The organism is Streptomyces griseocarneus (assembly GCF_014655595.1).
Lineage (GTDB): Bacteria > Actinomycetota > Actinomycetes > Streptomycetales > Streptomycetaceae > Streptomyces > Streptomyces griseocarneus.
In genome coordinates this window covers 33,127-56,558 of sequence record NZ_BNBL01000019.1, presented here as the reverse complement: position 1 = coordinate 56,558, position 23,432 = coordinate 33,127, and the positions used below count along the sequence as shown (strand labels likewise).

The following is a 23,432-nucleotide window of genomic DNA, read 5'->3' as shown; positions in this document are numbered from 1 at the left end:
CACCGGGCCGGACGTGACGCGCCCGGCCCCGGACATGGAAAGGGCCCGCACGACGGCGGGCCCCGGGCTGGTGGCGGCTAGGCGCTCAGGCGGCTGCTCATCCACTTGAGGGTGGGGTTCAGCTCGCGGCGCCAGGTGTTGAAGTTGTGGCCGCCGCTCTCGAGGATGATCGAGGAGACCCGGGTGGGGGACTTCGACGCCATGTCGATGAACTTCAGGGTGTCCTTGTAGTTGTGCTCGCCCTTCTTGCTGGAGGTCACCAGCAGCGAGACGGGCGGCAGCTCCTTGTTCTTCAGGCGCCACAGCAGGTCGTTCTCCTGCTCCAGCTTCTTGCTGTTGCCGAAGAGGTTGCCGGTGGTGGCGTCCTGCGGAGCCTTGTAGTAGCCGGACAGGGAGGCCGCGGCGGAGTAGGCGTCCGGGTGGCGCATGGCGAACTTCAGGGCGCAGTAGCCGCCGGTGGAGTCGCCGATGATGCCCCAGTTCTTCGCCTGGGTGCCGACGCGGTAGTGCTCGGAGACGGCCTTGCGCAGGTCCTTCGTGAAGAAGGTCTCGGTCTGGGGGCCGTTGGGTATGTCGATGCATTCGGTGTCGCGCGGCGGGGCGACGGTGGGCCGCATCATCACGAGGATGGTGGGCTGCATCTTCTTGTCCTTGGCCAGCTTGTGCGCGCGCACCGGGTAGTCCAGGCCCTTGACCAGGGCCTCGGCGGTGCCCGGGTAGCCGGTCAGGGCGACGGAGGCCGGAAAGGTCTTGTTCGCGTACTCCGGCTGGAAGTACTCCGGCGGCAGGTAGACGTAGGCCGGGCTGCTGATCTTCGACTCGGTGCCGACGATGTTGATCTTCTCGATCTTGCCGCCGACGCGCGGAACGTCGCCGCGCGGGACCTTCACGGCCTGGGCGCTGACGACCTGCACGCGCTTGACGCCCGCGCTGTGGTCGACGACGACGCCCTCGTTCTTGACCTGGCCGAAGAGGTCGGCCCAGGATCCGTAGAAGCCGAAGGACTGGTTGGCCCACAGGCCGATCGCGGCGAACAGCGACAGCTGCGTGGCCAGCATCATGCCCACGCGGGCGCTGACGGAGCCGATGCCCTTCTTGCCGAGCCGGGGCCAGAGCCAAATGGTCAATGCGAAGAGCACTACCGCAGCCACGATGGCCAGCAGAAGTACTGGCATGCTGGTGAGACCCATGAGGTGCTTTCTGCCGAGCGACCCGGCGCCCGAGTCGCGGAATGGTTACTTCTTTCCGGGCTCGGCCCCCCGCGGAACCTCAACCCCGAAACCGTCGTCCTACAGGGCGCACATTGTCCGGGCGCTGCCGCCGAACGGCGCAGGTCCTCTCGACATGGACGACGGGAAGAGATGTCTGTCAGGGTAGATGGCAAAAAGTCCGATGGGGTTCCCTCGGGGCCCAAGTGGCTGTCGGGGCTTGCGCGTATCGCCAGGGGACCCAGGCCGGAGCGCGTTCCGGCGGTCGTGGGCACGGTCGCTGCCCTCATCGGTCTGGCCGACATCGCGGCAGGGGTCATTCCCCGGTTCCGCTGGAGCAAGGTCCACTCCCTCGCCGAGGTGCTGCCCGGCACCGTGACCCAGCTGGCCGCGGCCGGCTCGATCATCGTCGGCATCCTGCTGCTCATGCTCGCCCACGGCCTCAAGCGGGCCAAGAAGCGGGCCTGGCTCGCCGCCGTCGTCGTGCTGCCCATCGGCGCCGCCGCCCAGCTGCTCTACCGCCACTCCTACGCCGGCGCGATCCTGTCGCTGCTGCTGTTCATCTACCTGGTCGGCCACAGCAAGGCCTTCTACGCGCTGCCCGACCCGCGCAGCCGCTGGAAGGCGCTGGCCAACTTCATCCTGATGGGCGCCTTCAGCTTCGGCCTCGGCTGGGTGATCGTCGGCTCGCACCCCAAGCAGATGGTCGGCGACCCGCCGGTGCTGGAGCAGATCGAGCACGTCATCTGGGGCCTCTTCGGCTTCGAGGGATCGATCCGCTACACGGGCGGCGTCGACTACACCGTCGGCTACTCCCTGGGCGCCCTCGGCCTGCTGACCGTGGCCACCACCGCCTACCTGGCCTTCCAGCCGGCGTACCCGGCCCCCCTCCTCACCGAGGAGGCCGAGGACAAGCTGCGCGAGCTGCTCGACAAGCACGGCGAGCGCGACTCGCTCGGCCACTTCGCGCTGCGCCGCGACAAGAGCGCCGTCTTCTCCCCCAGCGGCAAGGCCGCCGTCTCCTACCGCGTCGTCTCCGGCGTGATGCTCGCCAGCGGTGACCCCATCGGCGACGTCGAGGCCTGGCCGGGCGCGATCGAGCAGTTCATGGAGCTGGCCAAGCGCCACTCCTGGACCCCCGCGGTCGCCGGCTGCAGCGAGACCGGTGGCGAGGTGTGGACCCGTGAGACCGGTCTGGACGCCCTGGAGATGGGCGACGAGGCCATCGTCGACGTCGCCGACTTCAGCCTCTCCGGCCGCTCCATGCGCAACGTCCGCCAGATGGTCAAGCGCATCGAGCGCAACGGCTACTCCACCAAGACGCGCCGCGTCGGGGACCTGAGCCCCGAAGAGCTCGAGATCGTCCAGAAGGCCGCCAACGCCTGGCGCGACACCGAGGACGAGCGCGGCTTCTCCATGGCCCTGGGCCGCATCGGCGACCCCAAGGACCTGGACGCCATCATCGCGACCGCCCACAAGGACCCGGAGGAGGGCGAGGACCTCCCCTTCGGCGACCTCCGCGCCATGCAGCACTACGTGCCGTGGGGCAAGGACGGCAGCTCGCTGGAGCTGATGCGCCGCGACCGCAGCGCCGACCCGGGCATGAACGAGCTGCTGATCGTCGCCTTCCTGCAGGCCGCGCCCGAGCTCAAGATCAAGCGCCTGTCGCTGAACTTCGCCTTCTTCCGCTCCGCCCTCGAGCGCGGCGGCAAGCTGGGCGCGGGCCCGGTGGTCCGCATCCAGCGCTCGGTGCTGATCTTCCTCTCGCGCTGGTTCCAGATCGAGTCGCTGTACAAGTTCAACGAGAAGTTCCGGCCCCGCTGGGAGCCGCGCTTCATCGTCTTCCCGACCAGCCGCGACCTGCCCCGCATCGGCTTCGCGATGATGCAGGCGGAGGGCTTCCTGGAGCTGCCGCGCCTGCTGCGCCGCCGCCCGACGGAGCCGAAGCCGGGCATGGAGGACGAGGCCGACCTCGCCGAGCAGCGCGAGGTCACGCGCGCGGCGTGACGCCGCGCCCGTCGCCGACGGCATCCGCGAAGGCCCTCCCGGACACGTTCCGGGAGGGCCTTCGCGCCGTCCGGGCCCGTTTGTGGCCTCCCCGCGGGCGGTGCCGGGCCGTGCCTACGCCCTAGGCTGGTCGGTATGAGTACGTTGCGAGGCCCCGTCGGGCCGGTCGGACTGCCCGCGTGGGACCGGTGTGCGGTGATGGGCGTGGTGAACGTCACCCCCGACTCGTTCTCGGACGGCGGGCACTGGTTCGACACCGCCCTCGCCGTCAAGCGGGGCCTGGAGCTCGTGGCGGGCGGCGCCGACCTGGTCGACGTGGGCGGGGAGTCCACCCGTCCGGGCGCGGTGCGCGTCGACGAGGACGAGGAGCTGCGCCGGGTGGTCCCGGTGGTCCGCGAGCTGGCCGGCGAGGGGGTGGTGGTGTCGGTGGACACCATGCGCGCCTCGGTCGCCGAGGCCGCCGTCGCGGCCGGCGCGGTGCTGGTCAACGACGTCAGCGGCGGCCTGGCGGACCCCGCGATGGTGCCCGTGGTGGCGTCCGCCGGGGTGCCGTTCGTGGTCATGCACTGGCGCGGCTTCAGCGCCGACATGAACAGCCGCGCGGTCTACGGGCCCGATGTGACCGGTGAGGTCCTCACCGAGCTGCGGCGGCGGGTCGACGACGTGATCGCGGCGGGCCTGGAGCCGGACCGGCTGGTGGTCGACCCTGGGCTGGGCTTCGCCAAGAACGCCGAGCACGACCTGGCCCTGGTGGCCGGGCTGGCCCGGCTGCGCCGGGAGCTGGACCTGCCGCTGCTGGTGGCCGCCTCCCGCAAGCGCTTCCTGGGCCGGGTGCTGGCCGGCCCCGACGGGGATCCGCCGCCCGCCCGCGAGCGGGACGCCGCTACGGCGGCCGTCTCCGCGCTCGCGGCGCGCGAGGGAGCCTGGGCGGTGCGGGTGCACGAGGTGCGGGCCAGCGCGGACGCGGTGCGGGTCGTGGGGGCCGTCCAGGCCGCAGGGGCTGCCGGGGGGGCCGAGTGAGCGCCGCCCGTACGGACAGCGAGCGGGTCGAGCTGGCGAACACCGCCCTGTACGAGGCGGTGGAGCGCGGGGACACCGCGGCGATGGACCGGCTGTGGCTGAACGACCCCCGCACCGACGTCTCGTGCGTGCACCCCGGCTGGCCGGTGCTGCGCGGGCGGAACGAGGTGCTGCGCTCGTACGCCCTGATCATGGCCAGCACGGACTACATCCAGTTCTTCCTCACCGACGTCGAGGTGTCCGTCTCCGGCGACACCGCCCTGGTGACCTGCACGGAGAACATCCTCAGCGGCGCCCCGGCGGAGAACGAGGGCGAGCTGGGCCCGCTGGTGGGCCAGCTGGTCGTGGCCACCAACGTCTTCCGGCGGGCCGGCGACGAGTGGAAGGTCTGGTCGCACCACGGGTCGCCGGTGCTGGCGGGGCGCGAGGAGGAGGACGAGGAGGACGAGGACTCCGGGCCGACGGAGCCCGCGGGCTGAGCCGGCGGGCTGGGCCGATGGGGTGACGGGCGGGTACGACACGTCAGCGTGAAGGGTATGTGACCACTCGTTCGAGCTGCTTGCTGCCCGGGTAGGGGTGGATCGCGGAGCTCCGGGTAAGCGCGGCGGGAGCCGGCTAGCACCCTCGGCGTCCTTTGTCCATAGCACCCGTGGACGGGCACTGTCGGTGCCCGCAGGTAGATTCGAATGTGGGCGACCCGGTCCGGGACCGGGTCCGGGCGCCGCGCCGGCCATGGCCGGTGTGCTCCCGTACCGGCCCTTACCGACAACCAGCAGGAGTGATTCGTGTGGATCGTGTCGCGCTGCGCGGCTTGAAGGCTCGCGGGCACCACGGGGTGTTCCCCCGGGAACGCGAGGAGGGCCAGACCTTCATCGTGGACCTGGTGCTGAGCCTGGACACGCGGGCTGCCGCGGCCGACGACGACCTCGCGAAGACCGTGCACTACGGCATCGTGGCGGAGGAGGTCGTCGGCATCGTCGAGGGCGAGCCGGTGGACCTCATCGAGACGCTCGCCGAGCGGATCGCCGAGCAATGCCTCAAGCATGATCCGGTGCGGGAGGTCGAGGTCGTCGTGCACAAGCCCGACGCGCCGATCACCGTGCCGTTCGACGACGTGACCATCACGATCACCCGGAGCCGAGTATGAGCAGCAGCGACCCGACCGTGCAGCCGGTGCCCGCCTCCGTGGTGGAGCGGGTGGACGCCGCCGATGTGACGCTGAGCAACCCCAAACGCGCCGTGATCTCCATCGGCAGCAACCTGGGCAACCGCCTGGAGATCCTCCAGGGCGCGATCGACGCGCTGGAGGACACGCCCGGCCTGCGGGTCAAGGCCGTCTCCCCGGTGTACGAGACCGAGCCCTGGGGCGTCGAGCCGGGCACCCAGCCGTCGTACTTCAACGCGGTGGTGCTGGTGAAGACCACCCTTCCGCCGGACTCCCTGCTCGAGCGCGGTCACGCGATCGAGGAGGCCTTCGAGCGGGTGCGGGAGCGCCGCTGGGGCGCGCGCACGCTGGATGTGGACATCGTCACGTACCAGGACGTCGTCTCCGACGACCCCACCCTGATGCTGCCGCACCCGAGGGCGCACGAGCGCGCCTTCGTGCTCGTGCCGTGGTACGACGTGGACCCGGAGGCCGAGGTTCCGGGCCGGGGTCCGGTGGTGGAGCTGCTGGCCGAGATCGGCAGTGCCGGGGTCGAACCCCGTGCCGACCTGGAACTCCGACTGCCGGAGTAGCCGTTCGGCGGGTGTAGTGGTCGAGGGAGAACGACGATGAGGGGCGACGGCTCGGTGAAGCAACTTCGGATCGGGGTGCTGGTCGGGCTGTTCGCCGTGGCCGGGGTGCTGTCGTGGGCCGGGGCCCGGCTGTGGGACTCCTTCGGCACGCTCCCGAGCGTGCCGGTGGCCGCGCCGATCGTGCTGGCGGTGATCGCCGTCGTGCTCGCCGCGACGGCCCTGTCGCTGCGGGCCCGGCTGCGCGCCCAGCGCGAGCGCCGGCCCGGCGCGAAGGGCGTCGACCCGCTGCTGGCCGCCCGTGCGGTCGTCTTCGGGCAGGCCAGCGCCCTGGTCGCCGCCCTGGTCGCGGGCATGTACGGCGGCGTCGGCGTCTTCCTCCTCATCGACGGCCTCGACGTCCCCGCCCGGCGGGATCAGGCCATCTACGCCGGTGCCTCCGTCCTCGCGGGCGCGTGCGTCGTGGCCGCCGCCTTCTTCATGGAGCGGGTGTGCAAGCTCCCGGAGGACGACGACGAGAACGGCGGAGCGGACGCCTCACGCGCGTGAACGCCTCCCGCGCGTGAGCCGGTGCCGGGCGCCTACAGCCCCGGCACCGTCTCCACGTCCACCTCGCTGCGCGCCCCGCCCCGCGCGTCGGCCTCGATGGAGCGCCGCAGCGCCTCGTGCAGCCGGGCCGGCGTGAGCACGCCCAGGTAGTGATCGGCCTGGTCGCCGTCCAGCACGGCGATCCACCCGGCGTCGTGCTGCAGCATCGTGCTGAACGCCTTCTTCAGCGACGCCCCGAGCGGAAGCCACGCGTCCATGCGCCGGGCCCGCTCCCGCACCCGGACGGCGGGATCGGCGGAGGCCACCGCGTCCGCCGACACCCAGCCGTGCAGCCGCCCCGAGTCGTCCACGACGACGGCCCAGCGCGCGCCCTCCTCGGCGAGCCGCTCCGCCACCGTGGACAGCCGGTCGTCCAGCCGCACCACCGGCGGCTGTTCGAGGTCGCCGGCCTCGATGGGCGTCACCGACAGCCGCTTCAGGCCCCGGTCGGCCCCGACGAAGTCGGCCACGTACGGCGTGGCGGGAGCCCCCAGCACCGCCGCCGGAGCGTCGAACTGTTCGATGCGCCCGTTCCCGTAGACCGCGATGCGGTCCCCGAGGCGGACGGCCTCCTCGATGTCGTGGGTGACGAACAGCACGGTCTTGCGCACCTGGGACTGCAGCCGCAGGAACTCGTTCTGCAGCCGCTCGCGCACGACGGGGTCGACCGCACCGAAGGGCTCGTCCATCAGGAGGACCGGCGGGTCCGCCGCCAGCGCGCGGGCCACGCCGACGCGCTGGCGCTGCCCGCCTGAGAGCTGGTCGGGGTAGCGGTCGCCGTAGACGGACGGGTCGAGCCCCACGAGGTCCAGCAGCTCGGCCGCCCGGGCGCGGGCGCGCTTGCGCTGCCAGCCCAGCAGGTGCGGCACGGTCGCGGTGTTGTCGAGCACCGTCTTGTGCGGGAAGAGCCCGACCTGCTGGATGACGTAGCCGATGCGGCGGCGCAGCTGGACCGGGTCGACGGTGGAGATGTCCTCGCCGTCGACGAGGATCCGGCCGCTGGTGGGCTCGATCAGGCGGTTGACCATCTTCATGGTGGTCGTCTTGCCGCAGCCCGAGGGTCCGACGAGCGTGACCAGCTCGCCCTCCGCCACCTCGAAGGACAGGTCGTCCACGGCGGTGGTGCCGTCGGCGTAGCTCTTGGTGACGTGCTCGAAACGGATCATGGTTCCCCATTGTCGCCGGACTGCCGCTCGAACAATGGTGGCAGGGATGTGCACGGCCGGAGGCGAATGTCAGTGCCCCGGGTTAGGGTCGCCAGTGACAGACCGTGAAGGCCGAGGGGGAGGTGAGGCACGGATGGCGGACGGGAATTGTTTGATCGCCAATGACTGGATCTGCGGCGAGTACGTGCGCACGCGCGGTCAGGAGCTGACGGACGCGACCCTCCAGCACATCGGCATCACCCTGGCGTCGGTCGCCATAGGCCTGCTCGTCGCCCTTCCCCTGGCCCTGCTCGCCCGCAGGTGGCGGCCCGTCGCGGGGCCGGTCCTCGGCGCGACCACGATCCTGTACACCGTGCCGTCGCTGGCCATGTTCTCGCTGCTCGTGCCCGTCTTCGGGCTGTCGGCGGCGGTCGTGGTGACCGGCCTGGTGCTGTATTCGCTGACGATCCTCGTGCGGAACATCCTCGCCGGCCTCGCGTCGGTGCCCCAGGATGCCCGCGAGGCGGCGCGCGGCATGGGATACGGCCCGGTCCGCCTGCTGTTCGCGGTGGAACTGCCCCTCGCCCTGCCCGCCCTGATGGCGGGTCTGCGGATCGCCACGGTCTCGACCGTCTCGCTGACGACGGTGGGGGCCATCATCGGGTACGGCGGCCTGGGCAATCTCATCTACGAGGGCATGCGCAGCTACTTCAAGTCCCAGGTGCTGACCGCTTCGGTGCTGTGCGTGGTGCTGGCGGTCGTCGCCGACCTCGCCCTGCTGCTGGTGCAGCGGCTGCTGACGCCCTGGGCGAGGCCCAAGCGTCGTACGAAGCCCGGGAAGCCCGTGGCCGGCGGGGCCGGCCGGCCCGAGAAGGCGGTGGCCTGATGGGAGTCCTCGAGCGCACGTGGGACTGGCTGGCCACCGCCGCCCACTGGAGCGGCACGGACGGCGTCTGGCACCGCCTGGGCGAGCACCTCTTCCTGACCGTGGTGTGCCTGCTGATCTCATGCGCCGTGGCCCTGCCCGTCGCCGTGGTGCTGGGCCACCTGGGCAAGGGCGGCGCCCTCGCGGTGAACATCGCCAACGTGGGGCGGGCGGTGCCCACGTTCGCGGTGCTGGTGCTGCTGCTCCTCAGCCCGCTCGGCACGCACGGCTCCTGGCCGACCGTCATCGCGCTGGTGCTCTTCGCGATACCCCCGCTGCTGACCAACGCCTACGTGGGGATGCGCGAGGTCGACCGCGACATGGTGGAGGCCGCGCGGGGGATGGGCATGACGGGCGCTCAGGTGATCGCCCGGGTCGAGCTCCCGCTGGCCTTCCCGCTGATCGTGACCGGGGTGCGGACGGCCGCCGTGCAGGTGGTGGCCACGACCACGCTCGCCGCGCTGCCCGGCGGCGGCGGCCTCGGCCGGATCATCACGGCCGGCTTCCGGCTCACCGACACCGCGCAGGTGGTGGCCGGCGCGCTGCTGGTGGCCGCGCTCGCGCTGCTGGTCGAGGGCGCCTTCGTGCTGCTGCAGCGGTTTCTGGACCCCATGCGCGGGCATGTGACGGCTGTTCAAGATCGACCCGCCTGACTGGATGGAGAATCGTATGGCCAGGACCCCGCGCCGGGCGCGGACCGCACGCGCCCTGCTGGCGGCGGCCGGCGTCACCGCCCTGACGGCGGGCCTCGCCGCGTGCGGCGGCGACAGCCTGGAGAAGTCCGGCGGCGGGGCGGGCGGCCCCGCGAAGCCGGGACAGGAGTCCCTGGTCATCGGCTCCGCTTCTTTCACGGAATCGAAGATTCTTGCGGAGATATACGCGCGGCTGCTCAGGGACGCCGGATATTCCACGTCGATCAAGACCGCGGACGCGCGCGAGCTCTATGAACCGGAGCTGGAGAAGGGCGAGATCGACGTCGTTCCCGAGTACGCCGCGACCCTGGCCGAATTCCTCAACAAGAAGCAGAACGGCAAGGACGCCCCCCAGGTCGCTTCGGCCGATGCCGAGGCCACGGTGAACGCCCTCCGTAAACTCGCCGGGCCGCGCGGCCTGAAGGTGCTCGACGCGGGCCGCGCCGTGGACCAGAACGCCTTCGCGGTGACGGCCGAGTTCGCGAAGGAACACCAGCTCAAGACCCTTTCCGACCTCGGAAAGGCGAAGCTGCCGGTCAGGCTCGCGGCGGGCGACGAATGCTCCCAGCGGCCCTTCTGCAAGCCCGGCCTGGAGAAGACCTACGGCATCGAGGTCAGCGGCATCGACCCGCTCGAGGTCGGCAGCACCCAGGCCAAGCAGGCGGTCAAGGACGGCAAGGACCAGCTGCTGCTGACCACCACCACGGACGCCACGCTCGAACAGTTCGGACTCGTTCTCCTCGAGGACGACAAGAAGCTCCAGAACTCCGACAACGTCCTGCCGGTCGTGAATGCCGAGAAGGCCGGCTCGCAGAAGATCACCGACGCCCTGGGGAAGCTCACCCGGGTGCTGACCACGGCCGATCTCACCGAACTCAACAAGAAGGTCGACGCGCAGCGCCTCAAGCCCGCCGACGTGGCCGCCCAGTACCTCAAGGAGAAGCGGCTTCTGACGAAGTGATCGCGTAGGGGAGAAGTAAGATCAAGGGAACAGTTTGGTGGTGGAGTCCCACGGTCGTGGCAACGCACGGTAAGTTTCAGGCCATGCCACGAGGACGCCACCGCCATTCCGCACCCCTGCACCGGCTTCTTCCACCGTTGACGGTCGCCGCGACATCAGTCGTCTGCGCCGCCGGCGCCCTGGTGGTGGGTGAAACGGTCGTCATACGGGGCCTCGCCGTGGCCGCCGCGGCCGCCACCGTCGTGGGCTCGGTCCTGACGCGCCGCTGGGACCGCGCGGCCGGCAAGCGCGTTGCCCAGCTCACCGCCGCCCGTACGCGCGAGGAGTGGAAGACCGAGGAGCGCATAGCCGAGCTGGAGACGGACCTCGAGGAGACCCGTCTGGCCCGGACGCGCCTGGAGTCCAAGCTCCGGGGCAAGCGCGCCGAGCTCGCCCGGCTCCGTACCGAACACGCCGACCTGCTGCGCCGTTACGCCGCCGCCGAGACCGGGCGCGCCAGCGCGCTGGAGGGCCGCCGTCTGCTCGCCAAGGGCAAGGCGCCGGGGAAGGCGCTGGAGCTGGAGGCGGCGGGTGCGGCCGGTACGCGCTCCGAGGGCACGGCCCCCGGCGCCGCCGCGTTCCGCAGGGCCGCCGACGCGCTGCGGGACCTCGAGCGCAACGCCGCCGCGCAGCGCGCGCGGGCGGCCGCGAAGCCCGAGCCCGAGGCCGTGGAGGCGAAGGCGACCGAGTCCAAGCCCGAGCCCAAGTCCGGGCTCAGGCCCGAGCTCAAGCCCGCGTCCACGTCCGGCCCGGCGCCCGTGCCCGCGTCCCTGCCCGCGCCCAAGGCCGTCGCGCCCGCCAAGGCCCTCGCCCCCGCGAAGGCCGCCGCTCCCGCGGCCGGCACCGGTGCGGCGCTGCCCGCCGCGCGGCGCCCGGCGTCCCGGGCGCAGGGCGGCTTCGACTTCTTCGGAAACAAGAAGGCGTCCCCGGCCCCCAAGCCCGTCGAGGAGCAGGACCTCGCGGACGTCGTCGGCGAGGAGGCCCTGGCCGACGCGCAGGCCGTCCGGGCCGTCGGGTCCGTCGAAGCCGTCGAGACGGACGAGGTCATCGATCTCACCGCGCACGACGAGACCGAGCAGATAGACGTCGCCGAGCTGCGCACCGCCATTTCGTAGCGCGCGGCTCCCGCCTCGCAGGGCCGGCCCGTACGGGCCGGCCTTCGGCGTATCCGGGGCCCGGTCCGCGCCGGTCCGCGCCTGCCTGCGGGGCCTTCCGGTCTACTTGTCGATGTCGCCGACGACGAAGAACAGCGAGCCCAGGATCGCGACCATGTCGGCGACGAGCGTGCCGGGCAGCAGCTCGGTCAGCGCCTGGATGTTGTTGAAGGACGCCGAGCGCAGCTTGAGCCGGTAGGGCGTCTTGTCGCCCTTGGAGACCAGGTAGTAGCCGTTGAGGCCCAGCGGGTTCTCGGTCCACACGTAGGTCGAGCCCTCGGGCGCCTTGAGCACCTTGGGCAGCCGCTGGTTGATCGGGCCGGGCGGGAGGTCGGCCATCCGGTCCAGGCAGGCGTCGGCCAGGTCCAGCGCGTTGTGCGTCTGCTCCAGCAGGCACTCGAAGCGGGCCAGGCAGTCGCCCTCCTCGCGGGTGACGACCTTCAGGACGTCGCCCAGCTCGCCGTAGGCGAGGTACGGCTCGTCGCGGCGCAGGTCGAAGTCGACGCCGGAGGCGCGGGCGATCGGCCCGCTGACCCCGTAGGCGTGCACGGCCTCGCGCGAGAGGACGCCGACGCCGCGCGTACGGCCCCGGAAGATCTCGTTGCCGAGCACCAGCCGGTCGTAGACGTCCATCCGGGAGCGGACCTGGGCCACCGCGTGCCGGGCCCGGCCGAGCCAGCCGGCGGGCAGGTCCTCCTTGAGGCCGCCCACGCGGTTGAACATGTAGTGCATCCGGCCGCCGGAGACCTCCTCCATCACCGTCTGCAGCTCCTCGCGCTCGTGGAACGCGTGGAAGACGGGCGTGATGCCGCCGAGCTCCAGCGGGTAGGAGCCGAGGAACATCAGGTGGTTGAGCACCCGGTTCAGCTCGGCCAGGAGCGTGCGCGTCCACACCGCCCGCTCGGGGACCTCCATGCCGAGCATCCGCTCGACGGCGATGACGACGCCCAGCTCGTTGGAGAACGCCGACAGCCAGTCGTGGCGGTTGGCGAGCATGATGATCTGCCGGTAGTCGCGCGCCTCGAAGAGCTTCTCCGCGCCCCGGTGCATGTAGCCGATGACCGGTTCGGCGTGCTGGACCCGCTCGCCGTCCAGGACGAGGCGCAGCCGCAGCACACCGTGGGTGGACGGGTGCTGAGGCCCGATGTTGAGCACCATGTCGGTGCTCTCCGCCGCGCCGCCGATGCCGACTGTCGTCTCCGTCATGGGCCTAGTTTCTCAGCCTCCGGCGCCCGGCTCGTCCGGGGCGCCGTCGAGCAGTCCCGCGCAGGCCCCGCCCACCGGCTGCAGCAGCCAGCCGAAGCCGCCCAGTCCCGCCGGGGACGTCAGCTCGGCCGCCTCGCCGGCCGTCCCCAGCGCCCGTACGTAGGCGGCCGGGTCGGCCGAGGCGAGCGACAGGGGCGGGCGGGTGCCGTCCACGCCCAGGGCGCGCAGCGCCTCGCGCTGGGTGGTGACCGATCCGCCCGGCAGGGTGGCCGCGTCGAGGGCGACGTGGGCGGTGATGTCGCACGAGCCGTCCGGCACCGGCCGCACCTCGCGGCCGTCGCGGAAGCCGGTGAGGGTGCCGAAGGGCGGGCGGGTCGCGCGCTCGTGCGCGTAGTCCACGGCCACCGCGAGCCCGGCCCGCAGGCCGCCGGCCGCGCGGGACCACGCGGCGTCGCGCGGGTGGCCGATCTCGGCCCGGGAGCCGGGCGGCGCGCCGTCCAGCGGCCACCAGCGGGCCAGCCAGCCGGCGTCCTCGCCGGTGACCGGGTCGCCGAGCAGCTCCTCGCCGTCCGGCCGGACGAGCACCTGGCGGGGGGTGCCCTCGCCGTCGGTCTCGGCGACGTCCAGCGGCACGTTGTCCAGCCACTCGTTGGCGAAGAGCAGTCCCTCGACGCCGTCGGGGGGCGCGTCCAGCCAGTCCACGCGGGCGTCGAGGCCGGGCGGGCGGGCGGCGAGCTCCACGGCGTACGGGCGCAGCCGCCCGGCGAGCTCCGCCGGGCAGCGGTCGAGCACTCCTTGGACGAGCTCGCCGCGGCCCGCCCCGACGTCGACGAACGCCAGCTCCGCCGGGTGCCCGAGCGCGGCGTCGACGCGGCGCAGCAGCTCCACGACGGCTCCGGCGTAGAGGGGGGAGGCGTGCACGGACGTACGGAAGTGACCGGCGGGGCCCTCGGGGCGGCGATAGAAGCCGCCGGGGCCGTACAGGGCGGCCTCGGCGGCCTCCCGCCAGGTTCTCGTGCCGTTCGTTCCGCTTGCCATACGCACACGGTAAGCCGGGGTGGCGGCGGGAGGGCCTCCACCTTGGGGAGTAGAAGGAAAGCGGCCGGATCGATCGCCGGGCTGACCCGGGCGGCGATCCGGCGTGCCTACGCTGGGTGACGTGCACCGCCTCTACGACTTTCTCCGCAGGCACCCGACGGGTGTGGACAGCTTCTGGGCCCTGTTGCTCCTCGGGCTCAGCGGCATGTCCGTCATCTGGGAGTCGGACGGGCACGGGCGGCTGGCCTTGCAACTGCTCACGGCGGTGGCGCTGAGCGCCGTGGTCGCCCTGCGGCGGCGGTGGCCCGAGAAGATGCTGCTGCTGGCCACGGCGGCCGGGCTGCTCCAGCTGGCGTTCGACGTGGGCCCCAACATCTGGGACTTCGCCTTCCTGGTGATCATCTACACGGTGGCGTCCGGCCACACCCGCTGGGCCTCCCGCTACGCCCTGATCGGCGGCCTGCTGGCGCCGCTGCTGGCCACGGTCCGCTGGCCGGACCCCGTGACGTCGGCGGGCCAGCACGTCATGGGCGCCGTCTTCCTGACCGTCCCCTTCATCCTGGCCTGGGTGATGGGCGACTCGGTCCGCACCCGCCGCGCCTACTGGGCGCAGCTGGAGGAGCGGGCCACCCGCCTGGAGAAGGAGCGCGAGCAGCAGGCGCAGATCGCGGTCACCGCCGAGCGCGCCCGCATCGCCCGCGAGCTGCACGACGTCGTCGCGCACAACGTGTCGGTGATGGTGGTGCAGGCCGACGGCGCCGCCTACGTCCTGGACTCCTCGCCCGAGCAGGCCAAGCAGGCCCTGGCGACGATCTCCGGCACCGGCCGCCAGGCCCTGGCCGAGATGCGGCGGCTGCTGGGCGTGCTGCGCACGGACGATGCCGCCGAGGGCGGCGAGTACGTCCCGCAGCCCGACGTGGAGCAGATCGGCGAGCTGGTCGAGCAGGTGCGCGGCGCGGGGCTGCCGGTGGAGTTCCGGGTCGAGGGCGCGCCGCGGCCGCTGCCGAGCGGGGTGGAGCTGACCGCCTACCGCATCGTCCAGGAGGCGCTGACCAACACCCGCAAGCACGGCGGCCCCGACGTCGGGGCCAGCGTGCGGCTCACCTACTTCGACGACGGGCTGGGCCTGCTGGTCGAGGACGACGGCCGCGGCGCCCAGCACGAGCTGTACGAGTCGGGCGGCGCGGACGGCATGGGACACGGCCTGATCGGGATGCGCGAGCGCGTGGGCATGGTCGGGGGCACGCTGGACGCGGGGCCGCGGCCGGGCGGCGGCTTCCGCATCAGCGTGCTGCTGCCCATCAGGTCCGGCCGCTGAGCGGCTGCGTAGTCTGCCTGTACCACTACTTCGAGAGGGACCTCGCATGTCGATCCGCGTGATGCTCGTCGACGACCAGGTGCTGCTGCGCACCGGCTTCCGCATGGTGCTGGCCGCCCAGCCCGACATGGAGGTCGTCGCCGAGGCCGGGGACGGCCAGGAGGCGCTGGAGGTGCTGGCCGGCACGGCGGTGGACGTCGTCCTGATGGACGTCCGCATGCCGCGGCTGGACGGGGTGGAGGCGACCCGCCGCATCTGCGCCCAGGACGACCCGCCCAAGGTGCTGATCCTGACCACCTTCGACCTCGACGAGTACGCCTTCTCGGCGCTCAAGGTCGGCGCGAGCGGCTTCATGCTCAAGGACGTGCCGCCCGCCGAGCTGCTGGGCGCGATCCGCGCCGTGCACAGCGGCGACGCGGTGGTCGCCCCCAGCACCACCCGCCGCCTGCTGGACCGGTTCACCCCCATGCTGCCCAGCGCCGGCAAGGAACCCACCAGCGCCGAGATCGGCCGGCTGACCGAGCGCGAGCGCGAGGTGATGCTGCTGGTGGCCCAGGGCCTGTCCAACGGCGAGATCGCGGCCCGGCTGGTGCTGTCGGAGGCGACGGTGAAGACCCACGTCGGCCGGATCCTGACCAAGCTGGGCCTGCGCGACCGGGTGCAGGTCGTGGTGATGGCGTACGAGAGCGGGCTGGTGCGGGCCGGCGGCAAGGGCTAGCGGCCGGCGGCCGGCCGCTAGCGCAGCACGCCCTCCACGAAGTCGCTGCCCAGCCGGGCCACCACCGTCAGGTCCAGCTGGTGCAGGACGTACCGGCCGCGGCGCCGGGTGGTGACCAGGCCGGCCTTCTTGAGCACCGCGATGTGCCGGGAGACCTCCGGCGCGCTGATGTCGAGCGCGGTCGCCAGCTCGCCCGTGCTGTACGCGGCCCGCGCCAGGTAGCGGCACATCCGCATCCGCATGTGGTGGGACAGGGCCTCCAGGCGCAGCTTGAGCAGGTCCAGGGAGGCGGGGCCGGGCAGCTCGGGCGCGGCCACCGGGTAGTGGACCACCGGGCGCCAGCCGGGGGCGTGCAGCACCCACAGGTGGGGCCAGCCGATGGCGGACGGGACGAAGGTGACGCCCGCGCCGACCGCCGGGTCGACCGCGTTCGTCCGGCCGCTGCCGAGCTTGTCGACGACGATCCGGGCGCCGTCGTCCGACAGCGCCATGGCGGGCGACACCTCGGCCAGCGCCTCGGCGAGCCCCTTGTGCCGCAGCACCTCCGTCTTGTGCCGGGCGTCGGCGGCCAGCTGGACGCGCACCCGCTGCCAGAGGTCGTTGAAGAACGCCTCCGCGCAGTCCTCGAAGAGACGGCGCAGCCAGGCCCGTACCGCCGGCGGGTCCTCCAGCAGCCGCTTGGCGAAGTCCAGCTGGCGCGGGCCGCGCGCGGTGGCCCGCTCCAGGGCCAGCTCCCTGGCCCGGGCGTTCACCAGCGGCGACGGGCCCTTCTGGGTGTAGAGCCGGGAGCAGGAGATCTCCAGGGCGGCGTCGGCGAAGAGCTCGTCGTCGAGCCGGTCCAGCTGGTCGAGGTCCTCGGCGAGCGTGGCTCCCGGCTGGCCGTGGGCGTCCGGCAGCGCGGCGAACGGCAGGCTGATGTCCGAGAACGTCGAGGTCCACAGGAAGTCCGCCTCGCACAGCCGGTCCGCGAGGTCCGGCTTGAGGGAGGAGTTCGTCGCCGTCGTCCAGCCGTGCAGGCCCGGGTGGTGCCCGGGCTCGGCCAGGGCGTGCAGCGCGGTGCACAGCTCGGCGAGGGGCGAGGGGCGGAACACCAGGCGCTCGGTGGGCAGGCCCGCGATGTCGATCATCACGCTCATGGGGCCATCGTGCCTCTCTTTTCGCAGGTCGGGCCGCCGATTGACGTTCCTCGTCAATCCAGGGGGCGAAAACGGCCGACGGTTCGCACCGTAGAGACATGGACGCCACTCAGCAGCACATGTTCGACCTCTACCGTTCCGCCCGGCACGACCTCCCCGCGCCTCCCGCCCCCGGGACCGGCGAGTGGCACCTGGTCCGGGAGTTCCGCACCCGGCGGGCCTTCCGCGCCGTCGTCGACGAGCGCGTCGCCGCCCGGCGGGCCCGGTGGGCCGCCGTCCTCGGCCGCCTGCGGCGGCCGGCCGCCCCGGCCCGTACCGCCCCCGCCCGCACCGCCGCTCCCGGGCCGGCCGGCGCCGGCGACACCGCCCGGCCGGTGCCCGGCGCCCGGCGCTGAACACGTCGTCCACAGGGCTGGGGACGAGCGGAGGAGGCGTGCGGGTCCTCGCGTAGCATGACAAGGGAATCGTCCGGTACCCCCGCGGACTGGAACGGAAGGCATCCCGCCGCGTGAACGCACACCTCTCGCCCGAGCATGCGAGCCCCCAGGACCGGCCCGCCCGGCTCACCGTCGGCGTCGTCGGCGCCGGCCGCGTGGGGCCCGCCCTCGCGGCGTCCCTGCAGCTCGCCGGGCACCGCCCGGTCGCCGTCTCCGGTGTCTCGGACGCCTCGCTGCGGCGCGCCGCGGCCATGCTGCCGGACGTGCCGGTCATGGCCCCCGCCGATGTGCTCGCGCACGCCGAACTGGTCCTGCTGACCGTGCCGGACGACGCCCTGCCGGGCCTCGTCGCCGGCCTCGCGGAGACCGGCGCCGTGCGCCCCGGGCAGCTCCTGGTGCACACCTCGGGCCGGCACGGCACCGCCGTGCTCGACCCGGCCACCCGCGCCGGCGCCCTGCCCCTGGCCCTGCACCCCGCGATGACCTTCACCGGCACCCCGGTCGACGTCCAGCGCCTGGCCGGCTGCTCCTTCGGCGTCACCGCCCCCGAGCCGCTGCGGCTGGCCGCGGAGGCGCTGGTCATCGAGATGGGCGGCGAGCCCGAGTGGATCGAGGAGAGCGCCCGCCCGCTCTACCACGCGGCCCTGGCCATCGGCGCGAACCACCTCGTCACCCTCGTCGCCCAGAGCATGGAGCTGCTGCGCACGGCCGGCGTCGGCCACCCCGCCCGCATGCTCGGCCCGCTCCTGGGCGCCGCCCTCGACAACGCCCTGCGCAGCGGGGACGCCGCCCTGACCGGCCCCGTCGCGCGCGGCGACGCCGGCACGGTCGCCGCGCACGTCGCCGAGCTGCGCGCGCACGCCCCCCAGGCCGTCGCCGGATACCTGGCCATGGCCCGTACGACCGCGGACCGCGCCCTCGCGCACGGCCTGCTCAAGCCGGAACTGGCGGAGGACCTGCTCGGCGTCCTCGCGGACGGAGGCAACCAGTGACCATCCAGCTCACCCGTACCGCCGAGGAGCTCCACGCCCTCCCGCGCACGGGCCGCCGCGCCGTGGTGATGACCATGGGCGCCCTGCACGAGGGCCACGCCACCCTCGTGCGCACCGCCCGCGAGCTGGTGGGCGGCGACGGCCAGGTCGTCGTCACCGTCTTCGTCAACCCGCTGCAGTTCGGCGCCGGCGAGGACCTCGACCGCTATCCGCGCACCCTGGACGCCGACCTCGGGATCGCGCGGGAGGCCGGCGCCGACGCGGTGTTCGCCCCGTCCGTCGACGAGGTCTACCCCGGCGGCGAGCCGCAGGTGCGGGTCAGCGCCGGCCCCATGGGCGAGCGGCTCGAGGGCGCCTTCCGCCCCGGCCACTTCGACGGCGTGCTGACCGTCGTCGCCAAGCTGCTGCACCTCACCGCGCCCGACCTGGCGCTGTTCGGGCAGAAGGACGCCCAGCAGCTGGCCATGATCCGCCGCATGACGCGCGACCTGAACTTCCCCGTCGAGATCGTCGGCGTGCCCACGGTCCGGGAGGCCGACGGCCTGGCGCTGTCCAGCCGCAACCGCTACCTCTCCGCCGCGGACCGCACCACCGCGCTCGAGCTCTCCCGCGCCCTGCTCGCCGCCCACAACGTCGTCGAGCTCGGCCCCGCGGCCGTCCGCCACGCCGCCCACGTCGTCCTGCACGAGGCGGCGGGGATGACCCCGCCGGCCGACCTGGACTACCTGGCCCTCGTCGACCCGGCCGACTTCACCGAGGTCCCCGACGACTTCACCGGCCCGGCCGTGCTCGCCGTCGCCGCCCGCGTCGGCACGACGCGCCTGATCGACAACGTCCCGCTGGAATTCGAGGCACCTGGAGCAGACCGATGACCGGTATACGACTGCACGCGCCCCGCCCCGGCTGGGCGGCCAGTGCCGACGTCGTCGTCATCGGCTCCGGAGTCGCCGGCCTCACCGTGGCGCTGCGCTGCGCCGCCGCCGGCCGCAAGGTCACCCTCGTCACCAAGGCCCGCCTGGACGACGGCTCGACCCGCTGGGCCCAGGGCGGCATCGCCGCCGCCCTCGGCGACGGCGACACCCCCGCCCAGCACCTGGACGACACCCTCGTCGCCGGCGCCGGCCTGTGCGACGACGAGGCCGTACGGACCCTGGTCACCGAGGGCCCGGACGCCGTGCGCCGCCTGATCGCCGCCGGCGCCCGCTTCGACACCGACGCCGGCACGGGCGAGATCCTGCTGACCCGCGAGGGCGGCCACCACCGCAACCGCATCGCCCACGCCGGCGGCGACGCCACCGGCGCCGAGATATCGCGCGCCCTGGTCGAGGCCGTGCGCGCGGCGGGCATCGAGACGATCGAGCACGCCCTCGTCCTGGACCTCCTCAAGGACGCCGAGGGCCGGGCCGCCGGCGTCTCGCTGCACGTCATGGGCGAGGGACAGCACGACGGGGTCGGCTCGGTGCGGGCCGGAGCCGTGGTGCTGGCCACCGGCGGCATGGGCCAGGTGTTCTCCGCGACCACCAACCCCGCCGTCTCCACCGGCGACGGCGTCGCGCTGGCCCTGCGGGCCGGCGCGGAGGTCTCCGACCTGGAGTTCGTCCAGTTCCACCCCACCGTGCTGTGGCTGGGCCCGGACGCCGAGGGCCAGCAGCCGCTGGTGTCGGAGGCGGTGCGCGGCGAGGGCGCCCACCTGGTGGACGCCGACGGCCACCGCTTCATGGTCGGCGCGCACGAACTGGCCGAGCTCGCCCCGCGCGACATCGTCGCCAAGGGCATCACGCGGCGCATGCAGGAGCAGGGCGCCGAGCACATGTACCTCGACGCCCGCCACTTCGGCGCGCGGATGTGGGAGCACCGCTTCCCCACGATCCTCGCCGCCTGCCGGGCGCACGGCATCGACCCGGTGACCGAGCCCATCCCGGTCGCGCCCGCCGCGCACTACGCCTCGGGCGGAGTACGCACCGACCTGCACGGCCGCACCACGATCGAGGGTCTCTACGCCTGTGGGGAGGTCGCCTGCACGGGTGTCCACGGCGCGAACCGGCTGGCGTCCAACTCGCTGCTGGAGGGGCTGGTCTTCGCCGAGCGCATCGCCGCGGACATCGCCGCCGGCGTCCGCCCGGCGGGTGAGCCGGTGGCCGGCACGGCGACGCTGCCGCTGCTCGCCCCCGAGGCCCGCCTGGCCGTCCAGCGCGTGATGACGCAGGGCGCCGGCGTGCTGCGTTCCCGGCAGAGCCTGGAGCACGCGGCCGCCGAGCTGGCCCGCATCCAGGAGGAGGCCGACAAGGCGGCCGAGCCCGGAACGGAGGCCTGGGAGACCACCAACCTCCTGCACGTCGCCCAGGTCCTGGTCGCCGGAGCGCTGCGCCGCGAGGAGACCCGCGGCTGCCACTGGCGCGAGGACCACCCCGAGCGCGACGATGCCGCCTGGCGCCGTCACCTGATCGTGGCCCTGCGCCCGGACCGTACGCTTACGGTTTCCGCCACGGAATCGGCCGCCTTCCCGCCCCTGACTCCCGCCCCCAAGGAGATCCGCGTGAGCACCAACGACGACCGTCCGCTGCACCAGATCGGCCGGTCCGGCCAGGAGCCCGCCGAGGACGCGTCCGGTGGCTGCGGCGACGCCTGCGGCTGCGGCGGCGACGCGTACGACGTCGAGGCCTACGAGTGCGGGCTCGACCCCGAGCTCGTACGGCTGCTGGTCGCGGCCGGGCTGGACCCGCTGCAGATCGAGGACATCGCGCACCTGGCCATCGAGGAGGACCTCGACGGCGGCAAGGACATCACCACCTTCGCGACCGTCCCCGAGGACGCGGTGGCCACCGGCGACTTCACCGCCCGCGAGGCCGGCACGATCGCCGGCCTGCGCGTCGCAGAGGCGATCCTCTCGGTGGCCTGCACCGACGAGTTCGAGGTCGAGCGGCACGTGGAGGACGGCGACCGGGTGGAGGCCGGCCAGAAGCTGCTGACGGTCCGCGCCCGCACGACCGACCTGCTCACCGCCGAGCGCAGCATGCTCAACATCCTGTGCCACCTGTCCGGCATCGCCACCGCCACCCGCGCCTGGGCCGACGCCCTGGAGGGCACCGGCGCCGCGGTCCGCGACACCCGCAAGACGACGGTCGGGCTGCGCGCCCTGGAGAAGTACGCGGTCCGCTGCGGCGGCGGCGTCAACCACCGCATGTCGCTGTCGGACGCCGCCCTGGTCAAGGACAACCACGTGATCGCCGCCGGCGGCGTGGCCGAGGCCTTCCGGGCCGTGCGCCGGGAGTTCCCCGACGTCGCGATCGAGGTCGAGGTCGACCGCATCGACCAGATCCCGCCGGTCCTGGCCGAGGGCGCCGACCTGGTCATGCTCGACAACTTCACGCCCGAGCAGACCCGCGAGGCCGTCGAACTCGTCGCGGGCCGCGCCAAGCTGGAGTCCTCGGGCCGCCTGACGCTGGCCAACGCCCGCGCCTACGCGGACACCGGCGTCGACTACCTGGCCGTCGGCGCCCTCACCCACTCCGCCCCGATCCTCGACATCGGGCTGGACCTGCGGGAAGAGGACCACTGATGCTGCTCACCATCGATGTCGGCAACACCCAGACCGTCCTCGGCCTGTTCGACGGCGAGGACATCGTCGAGCACTGGCGCATCTCCACCGACCCCCGCCGCACCGCCGACGAACTCGCGGTGCTGCTGCAGGGGCTGATGGGCCGCCACCCGCTGCTCGGCGACGAACTGGGCGAGGGCATCGAGGGCATCTGCATCTGCTCGACGGTCCCCTCCGTGCTGCACGAGATGCGCGAGGTGACCCGCCGCTACTACGGCGACGTACCGGCCATCCTGGTCGAGCCGGGCGTGAAGACCGGCGTGCCGATCCTCATGGACCAGCCCAAGGAGGTCGGCACGGACCGCATCATCAACGCGGTCGCCGCCGTCGAGCTCTACGGCGGCCCGTGCGTCGTCGTCGACTTCGGCACGGCCACCACGTTCGACGCGGTCAGCGCGCGCGGGGAGTACGTCGGCGGCGTCATCGCCCCCGGCATCGAGATCTCCACGGAGGCGCTGGGCGTCAGGGGCGCCCAGCTCCGCAAGATCGAGATCGCCCGGCCGCGCAGCGTCATCGGCAAGAACACCGTCGAGGCCATGCAGTCCGGCATCCTCTACGGCTTCGCGGGCCAGGTCGACGGGGTCGTGAGCCGCATGGCGCGCGAGCTGGCGGACGACCCCGACGACGTCACGGTCATCGCGACGGGCGGCCTGGCGCCGCTGGTGCTGGGCGAGGCGAGCGTCATCGACGAGCACGAACCGTGGCTGACGCTGATCGGCCTGCGGCTGGTGTACGAGCGGAACGTCGCCCGGGGCTGAGGTCTGAAAACACCTCACCCGCGCCCGCCCGCCGCCCCCTTGAGGCAACCAACCGGCGCCCAGGACTGTCCTGACTGCTGTCAGAGCGGATCAGGGCACCGGATGGGCTGGGGCGTGGGCAGCGTGAAGCGATCACTGCGACTGGTGGCGGCGGCCGCCCTCGTGGCGGCGGCCGGCCTGGCCCCGACCGCCGCCGAGGCGGCCGGGACGGCGACTGCCCGCGCCGACTACCAGGCCGTCGCCCACCCGGTCACCGGCCGCGTGGGCGAGACGGTCGACGTCGAGCTGGGCGTGCGCAAGGCGGGCCCCGGCCGGGCGCTGGCGGACCGGGCGTACGAGGTCACGGCACCCGAGGGCACCACGATCGTCTCGGCGGCCGCCTGCACGCCGGGCGAGGGGAACGCCCGCACGTACCTCTGCGCCCTCGGCGCGGATTTCCCCGCGGACGACCTGGAGACGCTGAGCTTCCAGGTCCGCATCGACGAGAAGATCGACGGCGCCGAGGGCTGGGTCCGGGTGGTCGACCGCGACGAGGAACCCGACCCGGACGCGGATCCCGGCAACGACTCCGCGCCGATCCTCGTCGACGTGAAGGATTCCGGTACGCCGTACCGCGCGACCGGGGGCCGGGTCGCCTCCGGCACCCTGCTGATCGCCGCCACGTCCGGGACCGCGCTCTCGGCCGGCGCCATCGCCCTGGGCGCCGCCCGCCGCCGGGAGCCCTGAGCCCGCGGGCGGCCGCGTCCCCGGCGTCATCC

At 73.2% G+C, this 23,432-nt stretch carries 23 protein-coding genes and 1 pseudogene; 19 read left to right on the top strand and 5 right to left on the bottom strand.

The genetic code is table 11. The annotated features are described in order from the left end of the window. Nucleotides 1-77 precede the first annotated feature (77 nt). On the bottom strand, nucleotides 78-1,190 hold the full coding sequence (locus tag IE295_RS31485; RefSeq protein ID WP_190067211.1) for an alpha/beta hydrolase: 1,113 nt from the start codon (nucleotides 1,188-1,190) through the stop codon (nucleotides 78-80). 171 nt (nucleotides 1,191-1,361) lie between these two features. On the opposite strand from IE295_RS31485, the gene IE295_RS31480 reads away from it, so the two are divergent. The 6 genes from IE295_RS31480 (at nucleotide 1,362) to IE295_RS31455 (ending at nucleotide 6,518) form a co-directional block, all read left to right on the top strand. Further along, the gene (locus IE295_RS31480) at nucleotides 1,362-3,215 is read left to right on the top strand and encodes a phosphatidylglycerol lysyltransferase domain-containing protein (RefSeq protein WP_190067210.1); all 1,854 of its coding nucleotides are present in this window, start codon (nucleotides 1,362-1,364) and stop codon (nucleotides 3,213-3,215) included. A gap of 135 nt (nucleotides 3,216-3,350) precedes the next feature. Then, nucleotides 3,351-4,235 carry a dihydropteroate synthase gene (gene folP, locus IE295_RS31475; RefSeq protein ID WP_190067209.1) on the top strand — a complete coding sequence of 295 codons (885 nt, stop codon included), beginning with the start codon at nucleotides 3,351-3,353 and terminating at the stop codon, nucleotides 4,233-4,235. After that, the gene (locus tag IE295_RS31470) at nucleotides 4,232-4,714 is read left to right on the top strand and encodes a nuclear transport factor 2 family protein (RefSeq protein WP_190067208.1); all 483 of its coding nucleotides are present in this window, start codon (nucleotides 4,232-4,234) and stop codon (nucleotides 4,712-4,714) included. The genes folP and IE295_RS31470 overlap by 4 nt, the downstream gene beginning before the upstream one ends. 308 nt (nucleotides 4,715-5,022) lie before the next feature. Further along, the gene (gene folB / locus IE295_RS31465; protein WP_362255359.1) at nucleotides 5,023-5,382 is read left to right on the top strand and encodes a dihydroneopterin aldolase; all 360 of its coding nucleotides are present in this window, start codon (nucleotides 5,023-5,025) and stop codon (nucleotides 5,380-5,382) included. Beyond that, the gene (gene folK, locus IE295_RS31460; RefSeq protein WP_190067207.1) at nucleotides 5,379-5,972 is read left to right on the top strand and encodes a 2-amino-4-hydroxy-6-hydroxymethyldihydropteridine diphosphokinase; all 594 of its coding nucleotides are present in this window, start codon (nucleotides 5,379-5,381) and stop codon (nucleotides 5,970-5,972) included. The genes folB and folK overlap by 4 nt, the downstream gene beginning before the upstream one ends. A gap of 54 nt (nucleotides 5,973-6,026) precedes the next feature. Further along, nucleotides 6,027-6,518 carry a DUF3180 domain-containing protein gene (locus IE295_RS31455; protein WP_190067252.1) on the top strand — a complete coding sequence of 164 codons (492 nt, stop codon included), beginning with the start codon at nucleotides 6,027-6,029 and terminating at the stop codon, nucleotides 6,516-6,518. Between the two features lie 32 nt (nucleotides 6,519-6,550). On the opposite strand, the gene IE295_RS31450 is transcribed toward IE295_RS31455, so the two are convergent. Then, nucleotides 6,551-7,723 (bottom strand): betaine/proline/choline family ABC transporter ATP-binding protein, encoded by a 1,173-nt coding sequence (locus tag IE295_RS31450; protein WP_190067206.1) that lies wholly within the window; start codon nucleotides 7,721-7,723, stop codon nucleotides 6,551-6,553. A gap of 133 nt (nucleotides 7,724-7,856) precedes the next feature. Here IE295_RS31450 and IE295_RS31445 point away from each other — a divergent pair, with 133 nt between their 5' ends. From IE295_RS31445 to IE295_RS31430, 4 genes are all read left to right on the top strand, one after another. Next, the gene (locus tag IE295_RS31445) at nucleotides 7,857-8,588 is read left to right on the top strand and encodes an ABC transporter permease (protein ID WP_190067205.1); all 732 of its coding nucleotides are present in this window, start codon (nucleotides 7,857-7,859) and stop codon (nucleotides 8,586-8,588) included. Next, on the top strand, nucleotides 8,588-9,280 hold the full coding sequence (locus IE295_RS31440; protein WP_190067204.1) for an ABC transporter permease: 693 nt from the start codon (nucleotides 8,588-8,590) through the stop codon (nucleotides 9,278-9,280). The genes IE295_RS31445 and IE295_RS31440 overlap by 1 nt, the downstream gene beginning before the upstream one ends. A 16-nt stretch (nucleotides 9,281-9,296) precedes the next feature. Beyond that, complete coding sequence (locus IE295_RS31435) at nucleotides 9,297-10,280, top strand: ABC transporter substrate-binding protein (RefSeq protein WP_190067203.1); 984 nt, start codon at nucleotides 9,297-9,299, stop codon at nucleotides 10,278-10,280. A 137-nt stretch (nucleotides 10,281-10,417) separates the two neighbouring features. Then, nucleotides 10,418-11,434 (top strand): hypothetical protein, encoded by a 1,017-nt coding sequence (locus tag IE295_RS31430; protein WP_308013201.1) that lies wholly within the window; start codon nucleotides 10,418-10,420, stop codon nucleotides 11,432-11,434. A 102-nt stretch (nucleotides 11,435-11,536) separates the two neighbouring features. Here the strand turns inward: IE295_RS31430 and IE295_RS31425 are convergent, their stop codons facing one another. After that, nucleotides 11,537-12,679, bottom strand: a complete 1,143-nt coding sequence (locus IE295_RS31425) for an NADH-quinone oxidoreductase subunit D (RefSeq protein ID WP_190067201.1) — start codon at nucleotides 12,677-12,679, stop codon at nucleotides 11,537-11,539. 12 nt (nucleotides 12,680-12,691) lie between these two features. Further along, complete coding sequence (locus IE295_RS31420) at nucleotides 12,692-13,717, bottom strand: SAM-dependent methyltransferase (protein ID WP_190067200.1); 1,026 nt, start codon at nucleotides 13,715-13,717, stop codon at nucleotides 12,692-12,694. A gap of 121 nt (nucleotides 13,718-13,838) precedes the next feature. Here IE295_RS31420 and IE295_RS31415 point away from each other — a divergent pair, with 121 nt between their 5' ends. Both IE295_RS31415 and IE295_RS31410 read left to right on the top strand, forming a co-directional pair. Then, nucleotides 13,839-15,035, top strand: a complete 1,197-nt coding sequence (locus IE295_RS31415) for a sensor histidine kinase (RefSeq protein WP_190067199.1) — start codon at nucleotides 13,839-13,841, stop codon at nucleotides 15,033-15,035. Between the two features lie 46 nt (nucleotides 15,036-15,081). After that, complete coding sequence (locus IE295_RS31410) at nucleotides 15,082-15,753, top strand: response regulator (protein WP_190067198.1); 672 nt, start codon at nucleotides 15,082-15,084, stop codon at nucleotides 15,751-15,753. 17 nt (nucleotides 15,754-15,770) lie between these two features. Here IE295_RS31410 and IE295_RS31405 read toward each other — a convergent pair whose 3' ends face one another. Continuing rightward, nucleotides 15,771-16,889 carry a DUF5937 family protein gene (locus tag IE295_RS31405; RefSeq protein WP_190067197.1) on the bottom strand — a complete coding sequence of 373 codons (1,119 nt, stop codon included), beginning with the start codon at nucleotides 16,887-16,889 and terminating at the stop codon, nucleotides 15,771-15,773. Nucleotides 16,890-16,987: 98 nt separating this feature from the next. Here IE295_RS31405 and IE295_RS31400 point away from each other — a divergent pair, with 98 nt between their 5' ends. The 7 genes and pseudogenes from IE295_RS31400 (at nucleotide 16,988) to IE295_RS31375 (ending at nucleotide 23,400) form a co-directional block, all read left to right on the top strand. Next, the gene (locus tag IE295_RS31400; RefSeq protein ID WP_190067196.1) at nucleotides 16,988-17,284 is read left to right on the top strand and encodes a hypothetical protein; all 297 of its coding nucleotides are present in this window, start codon (nucleotides 16,988-16,990) and stop codon (nucleotides 17,282-17,284) included. A gap of 113 nt (nucleotides 17,285-17,397) precedes the next feature. Next, on the top strand, nucleotides 17,398-18,318 hold the full coding sequence (locus IE295_RS31395) for a Rossmann-like and DUF2520 domain-containing protein (RefSeq protein ID WP_190067195.1): 921 nt from the start codon (nucleotides 17,398-17,400) through the stop codon (nucleotides 18,316-18,318). Further along, nucleotides 18,315-19,190 (top strand): pantoate--beta-alanine ligase, encoded by an 876-nt coding sequence (panC, locus tag IE295_RS31390; RefSeq protein WP_190067194.1) that lies wholly within the window; start codon nucleotides 18,315-18,317, stop codon nucleotides 19,188-19,190. The genes IE295_RS31395 and panC overlap by 4 nt, the downstream gene beginning before the upstream one ends. Further along, nucleotides 19,187-20,842, top strand: a pseudogene (locus IE295_RS34005) (L-aspartate oxidase); the annotation flags it as partial. The gene panC and the pseudogene IE295_RS34005, both read left to right, overlap by 4 nt. A gap of 12 nt (nucleotides 20,843-20,854) precedes the next feature. Beyond that, nucleotides 20,855-21,877, top strand: coding sequence for a carboxylating nicotinate-nucleotide diphosphorylase (gene nadC / locus IE295_RS34000; RefSeq protein WP_224323584.1), 1,023 nt, complete (start codon nucleotides 20,855-20,857; stop codon nucleotides 21,875-21,877). Beyond that, nucleotides 21,877-22,674: a type III pantothenate kinase gene (locus IE295_RS31380; protein ID WP_190067192.1), complete on the top strand. Its 798-nt coding sequence runs from the start codon at nucleotides 21,877-21,879 to the stop codon at nucleotides 22,672-22,674. The genes nadC and IE295_RS31380 overlap by 1 nt, the downstream gene beginning before the upstream one ends. 123 nt (nucleotides 22,675-22,797) lie before the next feature. After that, nucleotides 22,798-23,400 (top strand): hypothetical protein, encoded by a 603-nt coding sequence (locus IE295_RS31375; protein WP_190067191.1) that lies wholly within the window; start codon nucleotides 22,798-22,800, stop codon nucleotides 23,398-23,400. Nucleotides 23,401-23,432 lie beyond the last annotated feature (32 nt).